An 18,322-nucleotide genomic window follows, 5' to 3' on the forward strand; every position below is an offset into this window, starting at 1 on the left:
TTTCCTCATCCGCAGGATGGTGGCACCATGCAGCAGTTCAAAGTGCCACGGCGACCTTTGCGCGTCTGATAAGACGCACGGCGCTGTAGGAGAAAGGACAGGATGCCATGACTTACAAACGTCGCCGTCCCCATGCCATTGCCATCGCCCGCGCCGATGCAACTCGTCCTCAGGGCGAACTGATCGCTTTCGCCGCAACCATCGCGCTTTTCGCGACCGCCGCTCTCGCAATTTTCTCCTCCATCTGACGTCTCCTCCTCGATCGGATGTACTTCGCGCGCCGCTGCCGCCAATGGGAGCGCAGGCGTCCCGGTGCCGGTCTGGAACGCTCCGGCAATATCGCCCTCCGGTGAGCGCCGCGCTTATAAAAATCTTAATCGTTCAAAACGAATATGGCGAAGACGAGAGTCCGTCAGGATCTGCCGCGTGAAGCGGTGGGGTTCCGCAATGATTGCCGACGGATTGGCGGTGTGCGCCGCATGACTTCCGAAAAACATCAGCCTGTTTGCGCATCGGGTGGCGCCTCAGCGTTCTGTTCGGACGCTTGGCGCCATTGGGGGAGGCCAAACGCGCGCTGGGAGCCAAGGTGTTTTCCATGCTCATTGACAGGATTCTTGCCCGCTTCAAGATCCAGACGAAGGTTCTGTTCTTCATCCTGCCGTTCGTCGTCAGCATCACGGCGGTCGGTATCACCGGCCTCTATGCCTCTGGCCTGCTGCAGGGCCGCATGGAGATCTCGAACAGCGTGCTGCAGACGCTGAGCGGCTTCAAGGATGTCTATGCCGGGATGAATCAGTTCCTGCACGAGACCACCGAGGAGAGCCGAAAGGCGGTTCTGGACACGATCGTCGCGCAGGAGCAGGTCCTGGCTGACACGGCCGCGCAGGTCGCAGGCGCAAGCGGTGAAACGGAGCTGGCCGCCGCGATCGCCGCCACGAACGACATCGAGGCGCGCATCGACGGACTCTGGACGCTGCATGAGGGCGAACAGAAGCTGCGCGCGGCGACGAAGGCTAACCTTGAGAAGTTGGCTGCGGAGCAGGTGAAGATCAGTGATGAGACGAACCGGCTGCAATACGCCGTCCGCAAGGACGAGAACGCGGCGAAGACGATGCTGCGCAATGCCGAAAAGCTCATGCGCGCCAGCCGTTTCTACACGGAATTCGCCACGGAAGTCAGCAAGGCCATAACGGTCGAGGAAAAGGTGAAGGTCGCGCAGGAGCTCTTCCCGAGGATCAGCCGCACGCAGCGCGACATCTTCACGCTCCTGCCCAAGGGCGAAAAGTCCCTGGCTGAGACGGTCAATTCGGCTGCTGGCGGAATCGGCGCGCTGATCAAGGCGCCGGCAGCCCCGGAAACCCTTGGCGGCCTTGCGAAATTCGTCGATCGATTCCGCAATGCCAGCTTCCGACTGGAGGCTGCTTCGGTCGGAAAGATGCGCGAGGCGACGCAAATCTTCGCCGAGCTCGACAGCAAGATTGCCGCGACGGAGTCCGTTCTGACCGCCACGCGCCGGCTGTCCGTCTCGATCACCGAGATTCAGATCGCCACAGCCGCCTTCCTCGGCAACTCCACCGAGGAGAATCGCCAGAAGCTTCTCGATAAGTTCCTGGCCGTCCAGGCCAACCTCACGACCCTGCGTGGTATAGCGAAGGACCTGAGCTTCTTCGATGCAACGGCGGAAGTGGTCGTGCCGATCATCGACGCGATGAAGAAGGATGGCGTTTCGCTGGTCGAGATCACCGACAAGCGGACGGCGGAATTCAACGCTGCCGGCGCATCGATCAACGAGATCTGGAACGACCTTACCGGCTTTGCCGAACAGCAGAAGGTTGCCGCCGGTACGGAGCGGGAGGAAGCCAACCAGATTTCCGTCGCCGCCACGGTGGCCGGCGTGATTATCGCGCTGCTCGCAGGGATCGCGCTGACGCTGACGCTGAAGCGGCCGATCGGACAGATCACCGCGGCCATGCGCCGGCTCGCCGACGGCATGCTCGATACGGCGATCGATGGCGATGCGCGGCGCGACGAAATCGGCGACATGGCGCGGGCGCTCGGCGTCTTCAAGGAGAATGCCCTTTCGAAGGTGCGCATCGAGGCCGAGAGCGCCGAAGAGCGCGCCCGTTCCGAGGCCGAGCGCAACCGCAACGATGCGGACAAGCGCGAGCTCGACCGGCAGATCGATCTCGCCGTCAGCGAACTTGCAGCCGGCCTCGGGCGGCTCTCCCAGGGCGATCTTTCCCAGCAGATCGAGGTGCCCTTCCACGGGCGCCTGGAGCAACTGCGGCAGGACTTCAACGGTTCGCTCATCCGCCTGCAGGATACGCTGGCGCAGATCCGTGGGAATGCTCAGGCGATCCAGCAGAGCGGCGCCAACATGCACCATTCCGCCGATGCGCTGTCACGGCGAACGGAGGCGCAGGCCGCCTCGCTCGAACAGACGGCAGCCGCAGTCGACCAGATCACCGCGACGGTGCGCTCCTCGGCGGAGCGCGCCCACGAGGCGAACCAGTCGGTTTCCGAGACCAAGCGGAGCGCCGATAGCTCGGCCACCGTGGTCGCCAATGCCATCGCCGCGATGGGCCGCATCGAGGATGCTTCGCGCCAGATCGAACAGATCATCGAGGTGATCGACGACATCGCCTTCCAGACCAACCTGCTCGCCTTGAATGCCGGCATCGAGGCGGCGCGCGCCGGCGAGGCGGGCAAGGGCTTTGCGGTTGTCGCCCAGGAGGTTCGCGAACTGGCGCAGCGCTCGGCCGAGGCCGCGCGGGAAATCAAGGGGCTGATCAACAAGTCGACGGACGAGGTCAGCTCCGGCTCGCTGCTCGTCAAGGAAACCGGCGCTGTGCTCGCTTCGATCAGCGCGCAGATCGTCACCGTCAGCCAGCATGTCGAGATGATCGCCACCGCAAGCCGCGACCAGGCGACGGCGCTGCATGAGGTCAACGGCTCCGTCAACCAGATGGACCAGATGACCCAGCAGAACGCCTCGATGGTCGAGGAGGCGACGGCCACCAGCCGCGCCCTGGCAACCCAGGCCGATACGCTGATGATGTTGGTCGAGCAATTCCGCCTGGAACCGGAGAGCGGAACCGGGCAGGTTTATCGCGCCGCGTAACGGCTCCTCCCTTCGCCATAGGACCGATAGCTGCACGCCGCGCATCCTCGATGCGCGGCGTCGTCGTTTGATCTGAGCGGGGGGGAATTTAAGGCGCCATGCGCGGGATGCCTTCGCAATCGTCGCGCATCTCGGCCGTCCGCGATTTGCGGAAGAGTGCGGCAAACGTGTGTTCTGCTAAGGTTTCCGGTAGGCGTCTCGATCGGGGCTCGAATTGTTCGTCCCAACGGCGGTTTCTGGAAGCCATGTCGAACAGCACGGCCATTGCCATCATATCCATGGTGATGCTCCTTCTCTCTTGGGCATCCCCTCTTTTATGCATCTGAAATCGTTTTACATACAGTCGATTTCCTCATACGTTTTTCAACCATGAAAAACATGGATTGGGACGTCTATCGCTGTTTCATGACCGTGGCGCGCGGCGGCGGGTTGACCGGGGCGGCGCAGGCGACGGGGTTGAGCCCCGCCACGATCGGCCGGCGGATGCTGGAACTGGAGGAGCGCACCGGGCGCGTCCTCTTCGTCCGCAGCCAGACCGGCTATGCGCTGACGGCCGAGGGCCGCTTCCTGTTCGAGCAGTTGCAGGAGATGGAGGCGGCGGCCCGCAAGGTCGAGAGCTGGCAGAAGGAAGGCGAGGGCGCCACGATCGTCCGCATTGCGGCGGGCACCTGGGGATCGTGGCTGATCGCCGAAAACTTCCCGGCGATCTGCACCGAACGCGACATGTTCGGCATTTCGCTGTCGATCGGCGAGGCGCGGGCGAGTCTCGCCTATCGGGAGAGCGACATCGGCATTCGCGCCTTCGAGCCGGAGGAGACCTATCTCGCTTCCCGGCCGGTCGGCGAGGTCGCCTATGCCGCCTATCGCCAGAAGAACACAGCCGGCGGATCGGATCGCTGGGTCGCCGTCGCCGAGGAGGATGCCCTGTCGGCCTATCTGCGCTGGCCGCACGAAAACGCATCCGGGCGGATCGTGGCGACCGTCGGCCGCCCCCGGTCGTTGCTCGACCTGGCGCGCCGGGGCGGGCACGGCGGTACTGCCCTGTTTCGTCGGCGATCTCGATCCTCAACTGGAAAGGTCCGGCGAGGAGATCGGGGTGCTCCGGCATCGGCAATGGATCGTCATGAACAATGACGACCGCCACCGGCGGGATATTCGCACCGTCGTCGATCGGATGACACGGCTGCTGCGCAGCCACGCGGATCTCTTCGCCGGCAAGCGGCCGCGCCGGACCATTGCCTGACCGGCTAGGCGGATCGGCCGGCCCTCGCCGGCCGACGCGCCCTCTCGGTTCAGTCGCTCAGCGCAGACGGGGCCTTTCACAAATCCGAACCTGCAGGGTTTGCATCCCCCAGTACCGGATTTCTTGCCAGTTCGCGGCGCAGAGCATGAGCACGGCCGCGGCCGACGCGAGCGTCGCCATCAGGACCGGCCCTGGGTGACGATGACCGGGATCAACAGGTCGCCCCAGTTGCCGTCGCCGCCGTGATGGCGTGCCGAGCGCACCAGTTCGACCGAGACGCCGGCCTCGACCGCCTTCATGACCGATTGGTTGAGGCGATGCAGGTCGTTGGCAACCATGCGGATCGCCGCCTGCTGGTCCGGGGTCATGGCCGACGACTGTTCCTCGGCCCGTTCCTTGACGCGTGTCTGTACTGTCATGGGAGTGCTCCTTCAAAGGTTAGAGCCGGTTGCGGTGGGAAACCATTTTCCCATGCCGCTTGCGGTTCGAGATTTCGGTGCTTCCGGGGCGCGCAACGGGCAGGGATGTGGCGCGCCCCCGGCCTTGCATTCATTGTGCGGCCGGGCGGAACTGATCGTGCTCGGTCAATTCTTTCGTCACTGTGGTCGACGACTGGCCGCCGGTGACCGCCAGCGACACGGCGGCGGAGCCGGGCCTTTCGATGCCGTCGACGCGGCCCGGCGGCGCGCCTGGAACGAGTTTGTAAAAATCAGTCATACATCTATCCCCTCACCGGAACCGCAAGCCCGTGGCTTTCGCCTTAGCCGGCTTCGGCTCGTGAATTCATATGACAGTTTTTACATTGCACTGCATAAACAGACCACATTTATTCCGTTTCCGCAGGCCCAAAAGGGGTTAGCTTGTCTTGCGTTTGACAATGCGAGCCAGTAAAGATGTAAATCTTGTCAAAAGTACTCTGGGGGAAAATCTGTAAAGGGAGTGACAAGTGGCCGAGAACAAGATCTTCGCCGGACCGCGCGTCAGACGGATCCGCAACGGCCTTCAGCTGACGCAGACGGCCATGGCGGAGGCGCTCGGCATCTCGCCGTCCTACCTGAACCTCATCGAGCGCAACCAGCGACCGTTGACGGTGCAGCTTCTTCTCAAGCTCGCCTCGGTCTACAAGGTCGATCTCGAAGAATTGCAGGGCGAGGCGGGCGGCAGTCTTGCGCAGTTGCGCGAGGTCTTTGCCGATCCGCTGCTTGCCGGCGAGCTTCCGGGGGATCAGGAGCTGATCGAGGTCGCCGAGGCGGCGCCGAATGTGTCGGGCGGCGTCGTCAAGCTCTATCGTGCCTATCGCGAACAGGCGTCGCGCCTGAAGGACCTGGCGGAGCTCCTTGCCGGGCAGGGGCACATGGCGAGCCTTGCCGATACGCGGCTGCCGATCGACGAGGTCCGCGAGACCTTCGAGGCGCGGCCGAACCATTTCGCCCGGATCGAAGAGGCCATGGAGGCGTTCCATGCGAGCCTGTCGCCTGGGGACGACCTTGCCGGAGCGCTGAAGGCTTGGCTGAAAAGGGAACACGGCCTTGTCGTACGGACGCTGCCGGTCCACGTCATGCCGAATCTCCGCCGCCGTTTCGACCGCCACTCGATGCGCCTTTTCATTTCCGAGCGGCTGTCGAGCTTCGACCAGACGCTCGAAATCGCCATGGAGGTCGCATCGATTGCCTGTCACGAGGCGATCATGGCGGAGCTCGGCCAGTTCCCCTTCTCGAGCGCGGAGGCGCGCCGCATCGGCCGCTTCCAGCTGGCGCGTTATGCCGCCCATGCGCTGATGATGCCCTACGCGGCCTTCCATGCCGCGTCCCTGCGGGCGAAATACGATATCGATCCCCTCAGGGCCCGCTTCCAGGTATCGTTCGAACAGGCGGCCAATCGACTGACGTCATTGCAGCGGCCCGGCGCCGCCGGCATTCCGTTCTTCCTGATGGAAATCGACAATGCCGGCCATCGCCTGCGCCGCGCCGGGGCGCAGGGCTTTCCGCATGCCCGCTTCGGCGGCTCCTGCCCGAAGCTCAACATCCATGCTGCCTTCGCCGTGCCGGGGCAGATCCTTGTCGACCGGGTGGAAATGCCGGATGGTAGCGAGTTCCTGACGGTCGCCCGGACGGTGGAGGGACCCCAGGCTGGCTTCCAGGAGCGGGTCAGGCGCACCGCTGTGCTGATCGGTTGCGATGCCGGCTTCGCGCAGGAGACGGTCTATGGGGCGGCGCGCCTGCCCCCGATTGCCGTCGGACCGGTCTGCCGCCTCTGCGAGCGACAGGGCTGTCTGGCACGCGCCGAGCCGCCGGTCACCCGACCGCTCGGCCTCGACGAGATGGCGACGGGCTTGAGCGTATTCGACTTCCAATAGCCCCGCCCGCAAGCCCAGCCCTAACCTAAACGTGGAATATTTCCGTCGCAAAGATCAGTTAGCCCTATAGCGAGGTGGACACTATCGGAGAGGGCCTGCTGAAATGCCTTGACGCGAGCTTTTGACAGTCGATGTGAGCGCTTTGGGTTTGTCAGGGCGCTCTGATTCCAAGCCGCTCGAAGCTCGGCGGGTTCAGTGAACCTAACATCTGGCCACGTTCTGATCCAGGCTGCAGCGCGACGGGTCGCAGGATCGTTGGCTTGAACCTCAGCAAAGAGTGTGTCCAGACGATCCAGCATGGGATCCCTGCCTCCGGCGAAGCCGGTCTGCGCAGATGCTTTATCAGGATTGGCAGCAGCCCATACGGCCAGTTCCCGTATCAGGTCGGCCTGATGGATAGCTCCCATGGCTGACAGTCCAGCCTGGGCGTTGATGAAGATGGTTTGCGCCCGTGCTCCGCAATTGTGAATGAACTGGCTGTGCCCACCATTGTTCACTTGGGTGACATAGAAATCTGCGTGGTACAATTGCATAAGATGGAGCGGTAATTCTTCCGAGCGATAGAGACCGTGGGCGAAGAGGTAGTTGACGAAATCTACGACGGTCGCGACGAGATCAATGGCGATATGGTTGCTGTCGACGACAAGGCCGTTGGAAACTGGAACGGCGAAGGCGGGCACAGGCGGCACTTTGCGTTTGCCAAACATGACGTCGATTTCTCCAACTTCTCAATAATTCTAGTGCTGCCCGCGTATCCAACGTGCTTGAGATCGGCATGCCAAGGAAGTCTGTCGCGAAACTCCCGATTTCGGCATCAATTGAATTGCAGACTTTTGCTGACTGCGTTTCCTTGTGAGCCATCTGCATGTCACCGAAAGGAAGGGGTAAGAGGTCGTACGAGCGGCATACGCATTTCCGTGACAAAATCGTCGTCAGCCTACGCCGAAAAAGCTGAAGGAAGGATTAGGCAGGATGAACTACGACCCGTTTCCGTAGTCGCAAAGCTCCCGATTAAACCGAGGGTCTTGCGACCGGATGTTGCGACGTCGCGAAAATGCGCAGCAGTTGAGTGCGCAAAGGGCTTCACCAAGATATTTCGGCGAGGAGAACCGCCCACAATATTCGAGCTGCGAGCGGTTAAGCATCACTGTCTTCTGTAACTCCACATTTTCCGTTAGTGGCTGGGTGCGCAAGCAGGCTTTTTAATGCCGTGCAAACCGTTCGCGATGACTTGTTGCGGCCGCCGGATGGCGGCGGCCCGAGGGAGTACCGGTGAAGTGCGGACAGCCGCATAAGCCCCGGATTTTGCTTGTGCTTGGGAAACCGCGATCGACTCGGGGATGGCAGATTTGCCCGGTGCGAAAGCGCTTGAGGTTATGGAGAAACATGCCTAACTTGCGGCATGCAACGAACAACAGACAGGGCGCGACCGCAGCGCATGCATGCGGCGTGTTTCGAGCCATAAACAAGGGGAGTTGTATGTCCAAACTCATTGTCGCAACCTTGGCGGCCGCGATGCTGGCGGGGTCGGCCATGCTCGCTTCCGCACAGGAGCGGGTCGTCAACGTCTATAACTGGTCCGATTATATCGACGACAGCCTCCTCGAGGATTTCACCAAGGAGACCGGCATCAAGGTCGTCTATGACGTCTTCGACTCCAACGAAATCCTGGAAACCAAACTGCTTGCCGGCGGCTCCGGCTACGACGTCGTGGTGCCGACTGCGAGCTTCCTGCAGCGCCAGATCGCTGCAGGGGTATTCCAGAAGCTCGACAAATCGAAGCTGCCCAATCTCTCCAACATGTGGGACGTGATCATGGAGCGTACGGCCAAGTACGATCCGGGCAACGAATATGCCGTCGACTATATGTGGGGCACCACCGGCATCGGCTACAATGTCGACAAGATGAAGGAAATTCTTGGCACCGACGCCAAGCCGGGCTGGGATGTCATCTTCAATCCCGAGATAGCGGCGAAGTTCAAGGACTGCGGCATCCACCTCCTCGACTCGGCAACCGATATCATGCCCTCGGCGCTTGCCTATCTCGGTCTCGACCCCGACAGCCATAAGCAAGCGGATCTCGAAAAGGCTGCCGATCTGCTCATGAAGGTCCGGCCCTATATCCGCAAGTTCCACTCGTCGGAATATATCAATGCCCTGGCAAACGGCGACATCTGCCTGGCCGTCGGATTTTCTGGGGATATCTTCCAGGCGCGTGACCGTGCCGCCGAGGCGAAGGCGGGTGTGACGGTCGATTATTCGATCCCCGCGCAAGGGGCGCAGATGTGGTTCGACATGCTGGCGATGCCGGCCGATGCGCCGCATGCCGCCGAGGCGCACGAATTCATCAACTACATGATGAAGCCGGAGGTCATCGCCAAGGCGTCCAATTACGTTTTCTACGCCAATGGCAACAAGGCCTCGCAACAATTCCTCGACAAGGAAGTGATCGAAGATACGGCCATCTATCCGTCGGACGAAGTGATGCAGAAGCTCTTTACCACGACGCCGTTCGAGGCGAAGGAGCAGAGGGTGCTGACTAGGCTGTGGACGAAGATCGTCACCGGTCAGTAAGAGCGAAAAACCAATTGCCCGGACCTCAGGTCCGGGCAATTTCTTGAGAGCGGGTTGCAGAAACGGTTTCAATTCGCAGCGGTTGGGCGCCGGCGACGCCGCGTCCATCGAGTGTGGCTTTCGGGGTTGAATGATGAAGTCTCTCGGTAGTATCCGGCGTTCTTTCGCACCATGGGCGGACCCCGCCTCCAAGCCCTTCATTTCCGTCAAGAACGTCACGAAGAAGTTCGGCGACTTTACCGCCGTCGACGATCTTTCGCTGAATATCTACACGCGCGAGTTCTTCGCACTGCTCGGCGCGTCCGGTTGCGGCAAGTCGACCCTGCTGCGGATGCTCGCCGGCTTCGAGCAGCCGACCTCCGGCGAGATCATCCTCGACGGCCAGAATCTCGCCGGCATCCCGCCCTATCGGCGGCCCGTCAACATGATGTTCCAGTCCTACGCGCTGTTCCCGCACATGACGGTCGAGAACAACATCGCCTTCGGGCTGAAGCAGGACGGCATGCCGAAGCCCGAGATCGCCGAGCGGGTGGCGCAGATGCTGAAGCTCGTCAAGCTCGAGAAATTCGCCCAGCGCAGGCCGCATCAGTTGTCCGGCGGCCAGCGGCAGCGCGTGGCGCTCGCCCGCTCCATCGCCAAGCGGCCCAAGGTGCTGTTGCTTGACGAGCCGCTTGGCGCGCTCGACAAGAAGCTGCGCGAGGAAACCCAGTTCGAACTGATGGATCTGCAGCAGGAACTCGGCCTCACCTTCGTCATTGTCACCCATGACCAGGAAGAGGCGATGACCATGGCCGACCGCATCGCCGTCATGAGCCACGGCAAGGTCGTTCAGGTGGCGACGCCGGCCGAGATCTACGAGGCGCCGAATTCGCGTTTCGTTGCCGACTTCATCGGCGACGTGAACCTGTTCGACGGCACGGTGATCGGGGTCGAAGGAGGCTCCCTCCGGATCGAGACGACGAGCGGAATTCAGCTCCGCATGGCCTCGCCGGAAAAACCCGCGAGCGGCGCAAAGGCTGCCGTCGCCATTCGTCCGGAGAAGATCAGGATCAGTCGCCAGCCACCCGACCACGCACCGGTCAATACGGCCGAAGGCGAGATCTGGGATATCGGCTATCTCGGCGACATGACCGTCTTCCATGTCCGCCTCAAGGACGGCAAGGTCGTCAAGGCGTCGTCGCTCAATGCCGTGCGCGCCGTCGAGGATCCGCTTGGTTACGACCAGCAGATCTGGATCTCATTCGGCGAAGATGCGGGCGTGGTGTTGAAGGATTGAAGCCATGGCGAAACTTGCCTCAGCCCTCGTCAGCCGGCTGGTGATCATCGTCCCCTATGCGTGGCTCCTGTTTTTCTTCCTCATCCCCTTCTTCATCGTCTTCCGCATCTCGCTGTCGCAGACTGCGGTTGCCATGCCGCCCTATACGCCGGTCTTCGATCTGGCGGGCGGGCTCGCCGGCATTCTGGAGAAAGCTCGCGAATTCTCCGTCGACAATTATGTCTGGCTGACCGACGACGCACTCTATTTCAACGCCTATGTGTCGAGCCTCGTCATCGCCGCCATCTCGACGTTGCTGACGCTGCTGATCGGCTTCCCGATCGCCTATGGCATGGCCAAGGCGCCGCGCTCGATCCGGCCGACGCTGCTGATGCTGGTGATCCTGCCGTTTTGGACGAGCTTCCTGATCCGCGTCTATGCCTGGATCGCCATCCTGAAGCCGGAGGGGCTGCTCAATCAGTTCCTGACGACGATCGGCATCATCGATCAGCCGCTGATCATCCTCAACACCAACTCGGCGATCTATATCGGCATCGTCTATTCCTATCTTCCCTTCATGGTGCTGCCGATCTATTCGGCGCTGGAGAAAATGGATAACTCGCTGATCGAGGCGGCGCAGGACCTCGGCTGCACGCCGACCAGCGCCTTCTGGCGCGTCACCTTCCCGCTGTCGCTGCCGGGTGTCGTTGCGGGCTGCCTGCTCGTCTTCATTCCGGCCGTCGGTGAATTCGTCATTCCCGACCTGCTCGGCGGATCGGAGACACTGATGATCGGCAAGACGCTCTGGAGCGAGTTCAATGCCAACCGCGACTGGCCGGTGTCGTCGGCGGTGGCGATCATCCTGCTTATGATCCTGGTGATCCCGATCGTCTATTTCCAGAACGTTCAGGCCAAGGCGGATAGCGAGGGCAAATAAGACATGGAAAAATGGTCCCGCTTCAACGTCGCCTCCGTCGTGCTCGGCTTTGGCTTTCTCTACCTGCCGATCGTGCTTCTGGTGATCTTCTCTTTCAACGAGTCGAAACTCGTCACCGTCTGGGCCGGTTTTTCGACCAAGTGGTACAGCCAGCTTTGGCACAATCAGGGGCTCCTCGATGCCGCCTGGGTGACCATTCGCGTCGGGCTGCTGTCGGCCACCTGCGCGACCGTTCTCGGCACTTTGGCGGCAGTCGCGCTGGTGCGCTATTCGCGCTTCCGCGGCCGTGTGCTTTTCTCCGGCATGGTCTATGCGCCGCTGGTCATGCCGGAGGTGATCACCGGCCTGTCGCTGCTCTTGCTGTTCGTGGCGATCGGGCTCGATCGCGGCTTCTGGACGATCACGCTCGCCCACATCACCTTCACCATGTGTTTCGTCGCGGTCGTGGTGCAGTCGCGCCTGTTGAGCTTCGACCAGTCGATCGAGGAGGCGGCGCTCGATCTCGGCGCGACCCCGGTCAGGACCTTCTTCGCCATCACCCTGCCGGTGATCGCGCCGGCGGTTTTCTCAGGTTGGGTCCTGGCTTTCACGCTGTCGCTCGACGACCTCGTCATCTCGAGCTTCACCACCGGGCCGGGTGCGACGACGCTGCCGATGAAGATCTACAGCCAGGTGCGCCTCGGCGTGACGCCGGAGATCAATGCGATCTGCACCATCCTGATCGGCATCGTCGCGCTGGGCGTCGTCGTCGCGTCGATCGTCACCAAGCGGCGGGAGGTGCATCGTGAAAGGGACGAGCGCGCCGCCATCGCGGCAATCGGCTGACGCGCTCTATTTCGGATCGACGAGCACGGAAAGCGGCGAGATGACCGCATTCGGCCATGAGCCGCCAACGAAGAAGAGAACCGGTTGGTTGCCGCTCGGTGCCTCGGTTTCGAGCGTCCCGGCAAGCGCCAGGCTGCCATTGCGATACGGGATGACGCCGGCGACCGATATCTGGCCTGACGGGCCGACGAAGTCGGCTTGGTCGAGTCGCGCCGTGCCGTTGGCAAAGCTTGCCTTTATGTTCGCGGACTGGAAGTCGAAGCTCGCCTCGTTCGCTTGCGAAAGCGAAAAGAACTCGCCCTTGCGAACGAGATCGGCAAAGGCGTGGGCGTCGAAGCCGGCGATGCTGCCATTCGCCAGCGAAAAGCTGAGATTGCCCGAAAAGTCTCCAGGACCGGCTGCCCAGACGGCGCGCTCGGTTCCAATATCGATGCTGAGAATTCCCCGGCCGGCCGGGATCGGGCCGGCGAGGCCGAAGCTGCCGAGCACCGCGGCGAAATCGGCGTCCTTGAGGCGCGCCTGCAGCCGGCCGCCATGCTCCAGCCCTTGATCCGAGAGAACGGCGCGGCCGCTGAGGCTGCCGTTGGCGTAATTGCTGTCGCCGATGTCTAGCGAAGCGCGTTTCCCATCGATCAACACCCCTGCGGCCACGTCCGTGAGGTGCAAGGGACCGGCGAGGACCTCCTGAGAGGACAGCCGTATGTCCGTGTGCCAGGCGCCGACAAAGGTCTCCACCAGACGCCACAGACGGTCGTCCCGGCCAAGCGGCGTGAGCGCCGCGACAGGAACGCCGTTGAGGTCGATGCGATCGAAGGCGAGCGTCCCCTCGACGCTCGGCGCCTTGCCGTCCTGCAGGGCGATATCCAACACGCCGGTCGCGCTGGCGCCGCCCATCGTGAACGCCAGATCGTCCAGCTTGAGCGTCTTTTCGCCCGTCGTCACTCTGGTGTCGATGCTAAGCCCGCCGGAAGGCAGCGTCTCAGTCGACATGCCCTGGTACCACTGAACGAGTGTTGCCAGGGAGGTTGCGGACATCTGCAGATGACCCGACGCGAAGGGAACGGATGAAAGATTGCCGACGCCCTCGAAGGAGAAGGTCACGGGCGCCGATGTGATCGAGGTCTTGAGCGAGGCGTTTCGTCTCGCGAAAAGAGCGAGCGGGTCCTCGCAGACGATCGCCCAGGCAACCTCCTCGCCACGCAGCCGCGCCGACAGTTGCGCGCTCAATCGCTCGGCGAAGGAGGGCCATTTGATCGTGCCGGAAATTCCGGCAATGTCGACGTCGTTGCCGCCGCCCGTGCGGTCGAGCACGCGCAGCCGGCCATTGACGACGGCGATGTCTCCGAAGGGGGTTTCTCGAGCTGATACGGGAGCCTCGGGCGGCGCGAGCCAATGCGGCGTTTGCCAATTTGTCGTGCCGTCAGCCCGGCGCTCGATCGTGATGACGGGATCGACAAGGCTGATGTCCTCGAGCGTCGGGTCGCCGAGAAGGGCCGAAAGCGGGTTGAACGATGCGGTAATGCGGCCGATTTCGGCAAGCGGCCGGGGATCTGGGCCGATCGATTCGATCGTCGTCGAAGGCAGGGTCAACAGCAGCTCCGGCCAGAACCGGATTTCCGGTTCACCATTGATCTTGCTCTTGCCGCCCGACCAGCCGTCGAGCGTCCGCTCCATCGTGGCGCGCACGCCGCTTGTCGAAACGAGCAGGGGCAGCGTGGCGTTGTAGCCGATGGCAAGAAGGACGCCGACTGCGGCAGACCAGACCAAGTGGCGACGGCGCAGACGCAGCCTCAGGACGCGCGATAGTTTTCGGATCAATCTCGTCATGTCGGTCGGGTCGCGTCGCCTTCGGTGAAACCGTCTGGATAGGCCCTGAAGAGGGCAAATGCAACTGACATGGAAATGTCGTCTTCGCGAGGGCGGTGCCGCCATCCACGCTGTTTATTTTGCGTTGCAGCATGGTATAGAACAAGGCCAGAGGAGTGGAGGAACGCATGCAAACAGATCGACCTTTGTGGGTTCCTGATGCCGAGACGCTTGCGCGGAGCCCGATGGCTGAGTTCATGGCCTGGTGCGAGGAGCGCTTCGGCCGCAGGTTCTCCGACTACGATGCCTTTCACCAATGGTCCGTGACTGAGCGCGGCGATTTCTGGACCGCCGTATGGGAGCATTGCGGCGTCATCGGCGAGCGCGGAGACCAGGCGCTGATCAACGGCGAGCGGATGCTGGAGGCCCGCTTCTTCCCGGAGGCCAAGCTCAACTTTGCCGAAAATCTGCTGCGCGGGAGTGGTGGCGATGCCGCTCTGGTCTTTCGTGGCGAGGACAAGGTCCGTTATCGGCTCTCCTGGGATGAGTTGCGCAGCCTCGTGTCACGCCTGCAGCAGGCGCTGAAGGCGCAAGGGATCGGCGTCGGCGACCGTGTCGCGGCGATGATGCCGAACCTGCCGGAGACGATCGCCCTGATGCTCGCCACTGCCTCGGTCGGCGCCATCTGGTCCTCCTGTTCCCCGGATTTCGGCGAGCAGGGCGTTCTCGACCGCTTCGGCCAGATCGGCCCGAAGCTTTTCGTCGTTTGCGATGGCTACTGGTACAACGGCAAGCGCCAGAACGTGGACGCAAAGGTGCGCGCCGTTGCGAAGACGCTCGGCGTGCCGACGCTTGTCGTCCCCTATGCGGGCGACAGTCCCGGGCTCGCGGCGGCAATCGACGGTGGCGTGACGCTTCCCGATTTCATCGCCGGGTTCGAAGCCAAGCCGCTCGAATTCGAGCGCCTGCCGTTCGGCCATCCGCTGTACATCCTGTTTTCCTCCGGCACCACCGGCGTGCCGAAATGCATTGTTCATTCGGCCGGCGGAACGCTTCTCCAGCACCTCAAGGAACACCGTTTCCACTGCGGCCTGAAGCAGGGCGACAGGCTCTTCTACTTCACCACCTGCGGCTGGATGATGTGGAATTGGCTGGCCTCCGGCCTGGCCGTGGGCGCGACCCTGTGCCTCTATGACGGCTCACCTTTTTATCCGGACGGCAACGTCCTCTTCGATTTCGCCGCCGCGGAACGCTTCGCCGTCTTCGGTACTTCGGCAAAATATATCGATGCGGTGCGCAAGGGCGGTCTCACCCCGGCGACGACGCACGATCTTTCAGCCCTCAGGCTCCTCACCTCGACCGGCTCGCCGCTGTCGCCGGAAGGCTTCTCCTTCGTCTATGAGGGGATCAAATCGGACGTGCAGCTCGCCTCGATCTCGGGCGGCACGGACATCGTCTCCTGTTTCGTGCTCGGCAATCCGCTGAAGCCGGTCTGGCGCGGCGAAATCCAGGGGCCGGGGCTCGGTCTTGCCGTCGACGTCTGGAACGACGAAGGCAAGCCGGTGCGCGGCGAGAAGGGCGAGCTCGTCTGCACCAAGGCATTTCCGTCGATGCCGGTGATGTTCTGGAACGATCCCGAGGGTACCAAGTATCGCACCGCCTATTTCGAGCGCTTCGACAATATCTGGTGCCATGGCGATTTTGCCGAATGGACGCCGCATGACGGCATCATCATCCACGGCCGCTCCGACGCGACACTCAATCCGGGTGGCGTGCGCATCGGCACGGCGGAAATCTACAATCAGGTCGAGCAAATGCCGGAGGTCGCCGAGGCCCTCTGCATCGGCCAGGATTGGCAGGACGACGTCCGGGTGATCCTCTTCGTGCGCCTGGCGCCCGGCGTTGTGCTGACCGAGGAACTGTCACAGGAGATCAAGGCGCGGATCCGCACCGGCGCCTCGCCGCGGCACGTGCCGGCGAAGATCATCCCGGTCGCCGACATTCCGCGCACCAAATCCGGCAAGATCGTCGAGCTTGCGGTGCGCGACGTGGTGCACGGGCGTCCGGTCAAGAACAAGGAGGCACTGGCAAATCCCGAGGCGCTCGAACTCTTTGCAGGACTGGATGCGCTGAAGAGCTGAGGATCGCCGATCCGTTAACCTGTTCGCCCCTGCGGAATTAACCAAGCAAGCCGAGTTGCGGCCCATTCCCTAAAATTGTCGGGTCTGGCGGTAAGGTCTTGTTTACGTTTGCCGGGGCATGGTCGAGCCCAACTGGAGGCCGGTCCATCAAGGTGCCGGTGCCGCAGCAGCGATGCTGTCACAGACATGACGTCCCGAGTTCTCGAGCATTTGTTGGTTAGCATGACTTCAGAGGCGGCCGCGAGCTGCCTCTTTTTTTGCCCGGATGAACCCTACAGCGCCGTGCGCCTTTTCAGGCGCACAAAGGTCGCTGTAGCACGTTTTTGTCCTTAAATCGGCTACGATTTACGAAAACATGCAGCAGCCTATGAGCGGCTTTCGAGCGAGCGCGACACCAGAATGACCGGGATCATGCCTGCGACGACGATGATCATGGCGGCCACCGAGGCATCCTCGACCTTCGCGCGCGACGCATCCTCGTAGACGAGCGTGGCGAGCGTATTGAAATTGAACGGCCGCAGCATGATCGTGGCGGAAAGCTCCTTCATCGTCTCGATGAAGACGAGCAGCGCCGACGTCAGCACCGCCGGGCGCATCATCGGCAGAAGCACCGAGCGCAAGGTCTGGGCGCTGGTGCGGCCGAGCGCCCGGGCAGCCATGTCGAGATGCGGCGAGAGCTTGTGAAAGCCGGCTTCCAATGTCCCTTCGGCCATTGTCAGAAACCGCACCGCGCAGGCATAGACGATGGCAAAGCCCGTGCCGCTGAGGACGAGGCCCGTGGAAATACCGAAGAGTTCGCGCATCCGCGCATCCAAGGCATTGTCGAGGGCTGCGAGCGGAAAGAGCACGCCGATCGCCAGTACCGTGCCCGGCACCCCATAGCCAAACGAGGCGAGCCGTCCGGCGACTTCCGTGATCGGCGAGCGGCCGGTGCGGGCCGCATAGGCCAGAACGAAGCCCAGGAACACGGCGGCAAGTGCGGTCAGGCTGGAAACCAGGACGCTGTGCAGCAATGCGTCGATGAGGCGCGGCGCCAGGAAATGGTCGAGGCGCTTCAGCGCGTAGTTGCCTAGGATCAGGAAAGGAACGGCGAATCCCGAGAGCACCGGCAGGAGGCACGCGAGCGTTGCCGCCCATTTCTTCCAGCCGGAAAGCTCGAGGCGCGCCGCGTCGTGGACCGCGGCGGTCGTCTTCTGGCTGGAGAAGCGCTGGCTGCGCCGCGCGGCGCGCTCGACCATCATCAACGCGACGATGAAGACCAGCATGATGCAGGCGATCTGCGCCGCACCGGCAAGGCTGCCGCGGTTGAGCCAAGTGTCGAAGATGGAGAAGGTCAAGGTCTGGACGCCCAGAAACTCGACCGCGCCGATGTCGTTCATCGTCTCCATGGCGACAAGCGTCAGGCCGATCACGATAGCCGGCCTTGCCATCGGGATCTGGATTTTCAGGAAGACCTTGAGCGGCCCGGCGCCCAGCGTGCGCGCCACATCCGCGGCCGCACGGCCCTGCATGAGAAACATCGAGCGGCAGGCAAGGTAGATATAGGGATAGAGGACCGAGCTCATTACCAGCACCGCGCCGCCCAGCGAGCGCACGTCCGGAAACCAGTAGTCCCGGCTCGTCTGAAAGCCGAACAGCGTCCGGATCAGCCCCTGGACGGGTCCGGTGAAGGTGAGGAGCTCGCCGAAGGCATAGGCCGCGAGATAGGCGGGTATGGCGAGCGGCAGCACGAGCGCGGCGGAGAGAAGGCGGCGCAGCGGAAATTCGCAAGTCGCGACCAGCCACGCCGTCAAGATGCCGACGACGGCCGTCGCCGCTCCCGTCAGCCCCATGAGCATCAGCGTCCGCATGGTCGCACGGGGGATCACGTTCTCGATGAGGTGCGGCCAGTCCGCGCCGCCGCCGGTGACCGCAAGCCACGCGATGGCGACGATCGGCATCAGCACGACCGCCGAGGCGAGGCCGGACCAGCTTGCGAGCAACCGATGCGTCAGGCCCGAGCCCGACTTGGCATAGCGTCGCTTGAGGCTTTTGGCGGTGAAGTGCAAACGATCCGTTCCGGGG

Annotated in this window: 14 protein-coding genes and 1 pseudogene; 9 read left to right on the top strand and 6 right to left on the bottom strand. The window is 62.6% G+C overall.

Going from position 1 to position 18,322, the window contains the following annotated elements; all coding sequences use genetic code 11:
* The first annotated feature begins 107 nt into the window (after nucleotides 1–107).
* Both N181_RS34045 and N181_RS14780 read left to right on the top strand, forming a co-directional pair.
* On the top strand, nucleotides 108–248 hold the full coding sequence (locus N181_RS34045; RefSeq protein ID WP_086018612.1) for a hypothetical protein: 141 nt from the start codon (nucleotides 108–110) through the stop codon (nucleotides 246–248).
* 347 nt (nucleotides 249–595) lie between these two features.
* Complete coding sequence (locus N181_RS14780; RefSeq protein ID WP_014327385.1) at nucleotides 596–3,121, top strand: methyl-accepting chemotaxis protein; 2,526 nt, start codon at nucleotides 596–598, stop codon at nucleotides 3,119–3,121.
* 88 nt (nucleotides 3,122–3,209) lie between these two features.
* Here the strand turns inward: N181_RS14780 and N181_RS14785 are convergent, their stop codons facing one another.
* On the bottom strand, nucleotides 3,210–3,401 hold the full coding sequence (locus N181_RS14785) for a hypothetical protein (RefSeq protein WP_037395317.1): 192 nt from the start codon (nucleotides 3,399–3,401) through the stop codon (nucleotides 3,210–3,212).
* Nucleotides 3,402–3,490: 89 nt separating this feature from the next.
* Here N181_RS14785 and N181_RS14790 point away from each other — a divergent pair.
* Nucleotides 3,491–4,364 (top strand): annotated as a pseudogene (locus N181_RS14790) (LysR family transcriptional regulator).
* Nucleotides 4,365–4,543: 179 nt separating this feature from the next.
* On the opposite strand, the gene N181_RS14795 reads toward N181_RS14790, so the two are convergent.
* On the bottom strand, nucleotides 4,544–4,783 hold the full coding sequence (locus tag N181_RS14795) for an SMc00767 family acetate metabolism repressor (RefSeq protein WP_014327388.1): 240 nt from the start codon (nucleotides 4,781–4,783) through the stop codon (nucleotides 4,544–4,546).
* 130 nt (nucleotides 4,784–4,913) lie between these two features.
* Nucleotides 4,914–5,081, bottom strand: a complete 168-nt coding sequence (locus N181_RS34050) for a hypothetical protein (RefSeq protein WP_014327389.1) — start codon at nucleotides 5,079–5,081, stop codon at nucleotides 4,914–4,916.
* Nucleotides 5,082–5,310: 229 nt separating this feature from the next.
* Between N181_RS34050 and N181_RS14800 the strand changes: the two genes are divergently transcribed.
* Nucleotides 5,311–6,720, top strand: coding sequence for a helix-turn-helix domain-containing protein (locus N181_RS14800; RefSeq protein WP_037395254.1), 1,410 nt, complete (start codon nucleotides 5,311–5,313; stop codon nucleotides 6,718–6,720).
* A gap of 20 nt (nucleotides 6,721–6,740) precedes the next feature.
* Here the strand turns inward: N181_RS14800 and N181_RS14805 are convergent, their stop codons facing one another.
* Nucleotides 6,741–7,427, bottom strand: coding sequence for a DMP19 family protein (locus N181_RS14805; RefSeq protein ID WP_050984048.1), 687 nt, complete (start codon nucleotides 7,425–7,427; stop codon nucleotides 6,741–6,743).
* 772 nt (nucleotides 7,428–8,199) lie between these two features.
* Here N181_RS14805 and N181_RS14810 point away from each other — a divergent pair.
* The 4 genes from N181_RS14810 (at nucleotide 8,200) to N181_RS14825 (ending at nucleotide 12,311) form a co-directional block, all read left to right on the top strand.
* The gene (locus tag N181_RS14810; RefSeq protein WP_037395251.1) at nucleotides 8,200–9,294 is read left to right on the top strand and encodes a polyamine ABC transporter substrate-binding protein; all 1,095 of its coding nucleotides are present in this window, start codon (nucleotides 8,200–8,202) and stop codon (nucleotides 9,292–9,294) included.
* A gap of 133 nt (nucleotides 9,295–9,427) precedes the next feature.
* Nucleotides 9,428–10,570, top strand: coding sequence for an ABC transporter ATP-binding protein (locus N181_RS14815; RefSeq protein ID WP_037395313.1), 1,143 nt, complete (start codon nucleotides 9,428–9,430; stop codon nucleotides 10,568–10,570).
* A gap of 4 nt (nucleotides 10,571–10,574) precedes the next feature.
* Nucleotides 10,575–11,486: an ABC transporter permease subunit gene (locus N181_RS14820; RefSeq protein ID WP_037395250.1), complete on the top strand. Its 912-nt coding sequence runs from the start codon at nucleotides 10,575–10,577 to the stop codon at nucleotides 11,484–11,486.
* 3 nt (nucleotides 11,487–11,489) lie between these two features.
* Entirely contained in the window at nucleotides 11,490–12,311 is an 822-nt protein-coding gene (locus N181_RS14825; RefSeq protein ID WP_037395247.1) for an ABC transporter permease, read from the top strand.
* Nucleotides 12,312–12,317: 6 nt separating this feature from the next.
* Here the strand turns inward: N181_RS14825 and N181_RS14830 are convergent, their stop codons facing one another.
* Complete coding sequence (locus N181_RS14830) at nucleotides 12,318–14,138, bottom strand: AsmA family protein (protein WP_037395245.1); 1,821 nt, start codon at nucleotides 14,136–14,138, stop codon at nucleotides 12,318–12,320.
* Nucleotides 14,139–14,305: 167 nt separating this feature from the next.
* Here N181_RS14830 and N181_RS14835 point away from each other — a divergent pair, with 167 nt between their 5' ends.
* The gene (locus N181_RS14835; RefSeq protein ID WP_037395243.1) at nucleotides 14,306–16,258 is read left to right on the top strand and encodes an acetoacetate--CoA ligase; all 1,953 of its coding nucleotides are present in this window, start codon (nucleotides 14,306–14,308) and stop codon (nucleotides 16,256–16,258) included.
* A gap of 365 nt (nucleotides 16,259–16,623) precedes the next feature.
* Here the strand turns inward: N181_RS14835 and N181_RS14840 are convergent, their stop codons facing one another.
* Nucleotides 16,624–18,306: an ABC transporter permease gene (locus N181_RS14840; RefSeq protein WP_014327398.1), complete on the bottom strand. Its 1,683-nt coding sequence runs from the start codon at nucleotides 18,304–18,306 to the stop codon at nucleotides 16,624–16,626.
* Between the last annotated feature and the right edge of the window lie 16 nt (nucleotides 18,307–18,322).

The sequence above is a fragment of the Sinorhizobium fredii USDA 205 genome (genome assembly GCF_001461695.1).
In the GTDB taxonomy this organism is placed as follows: Bacteria; Pseudomonadota; Alphaproteobacteria; order Rhizobiales; family Rhizobiaceae; genus Sinorhizobium; species Sinorhizobium fredii.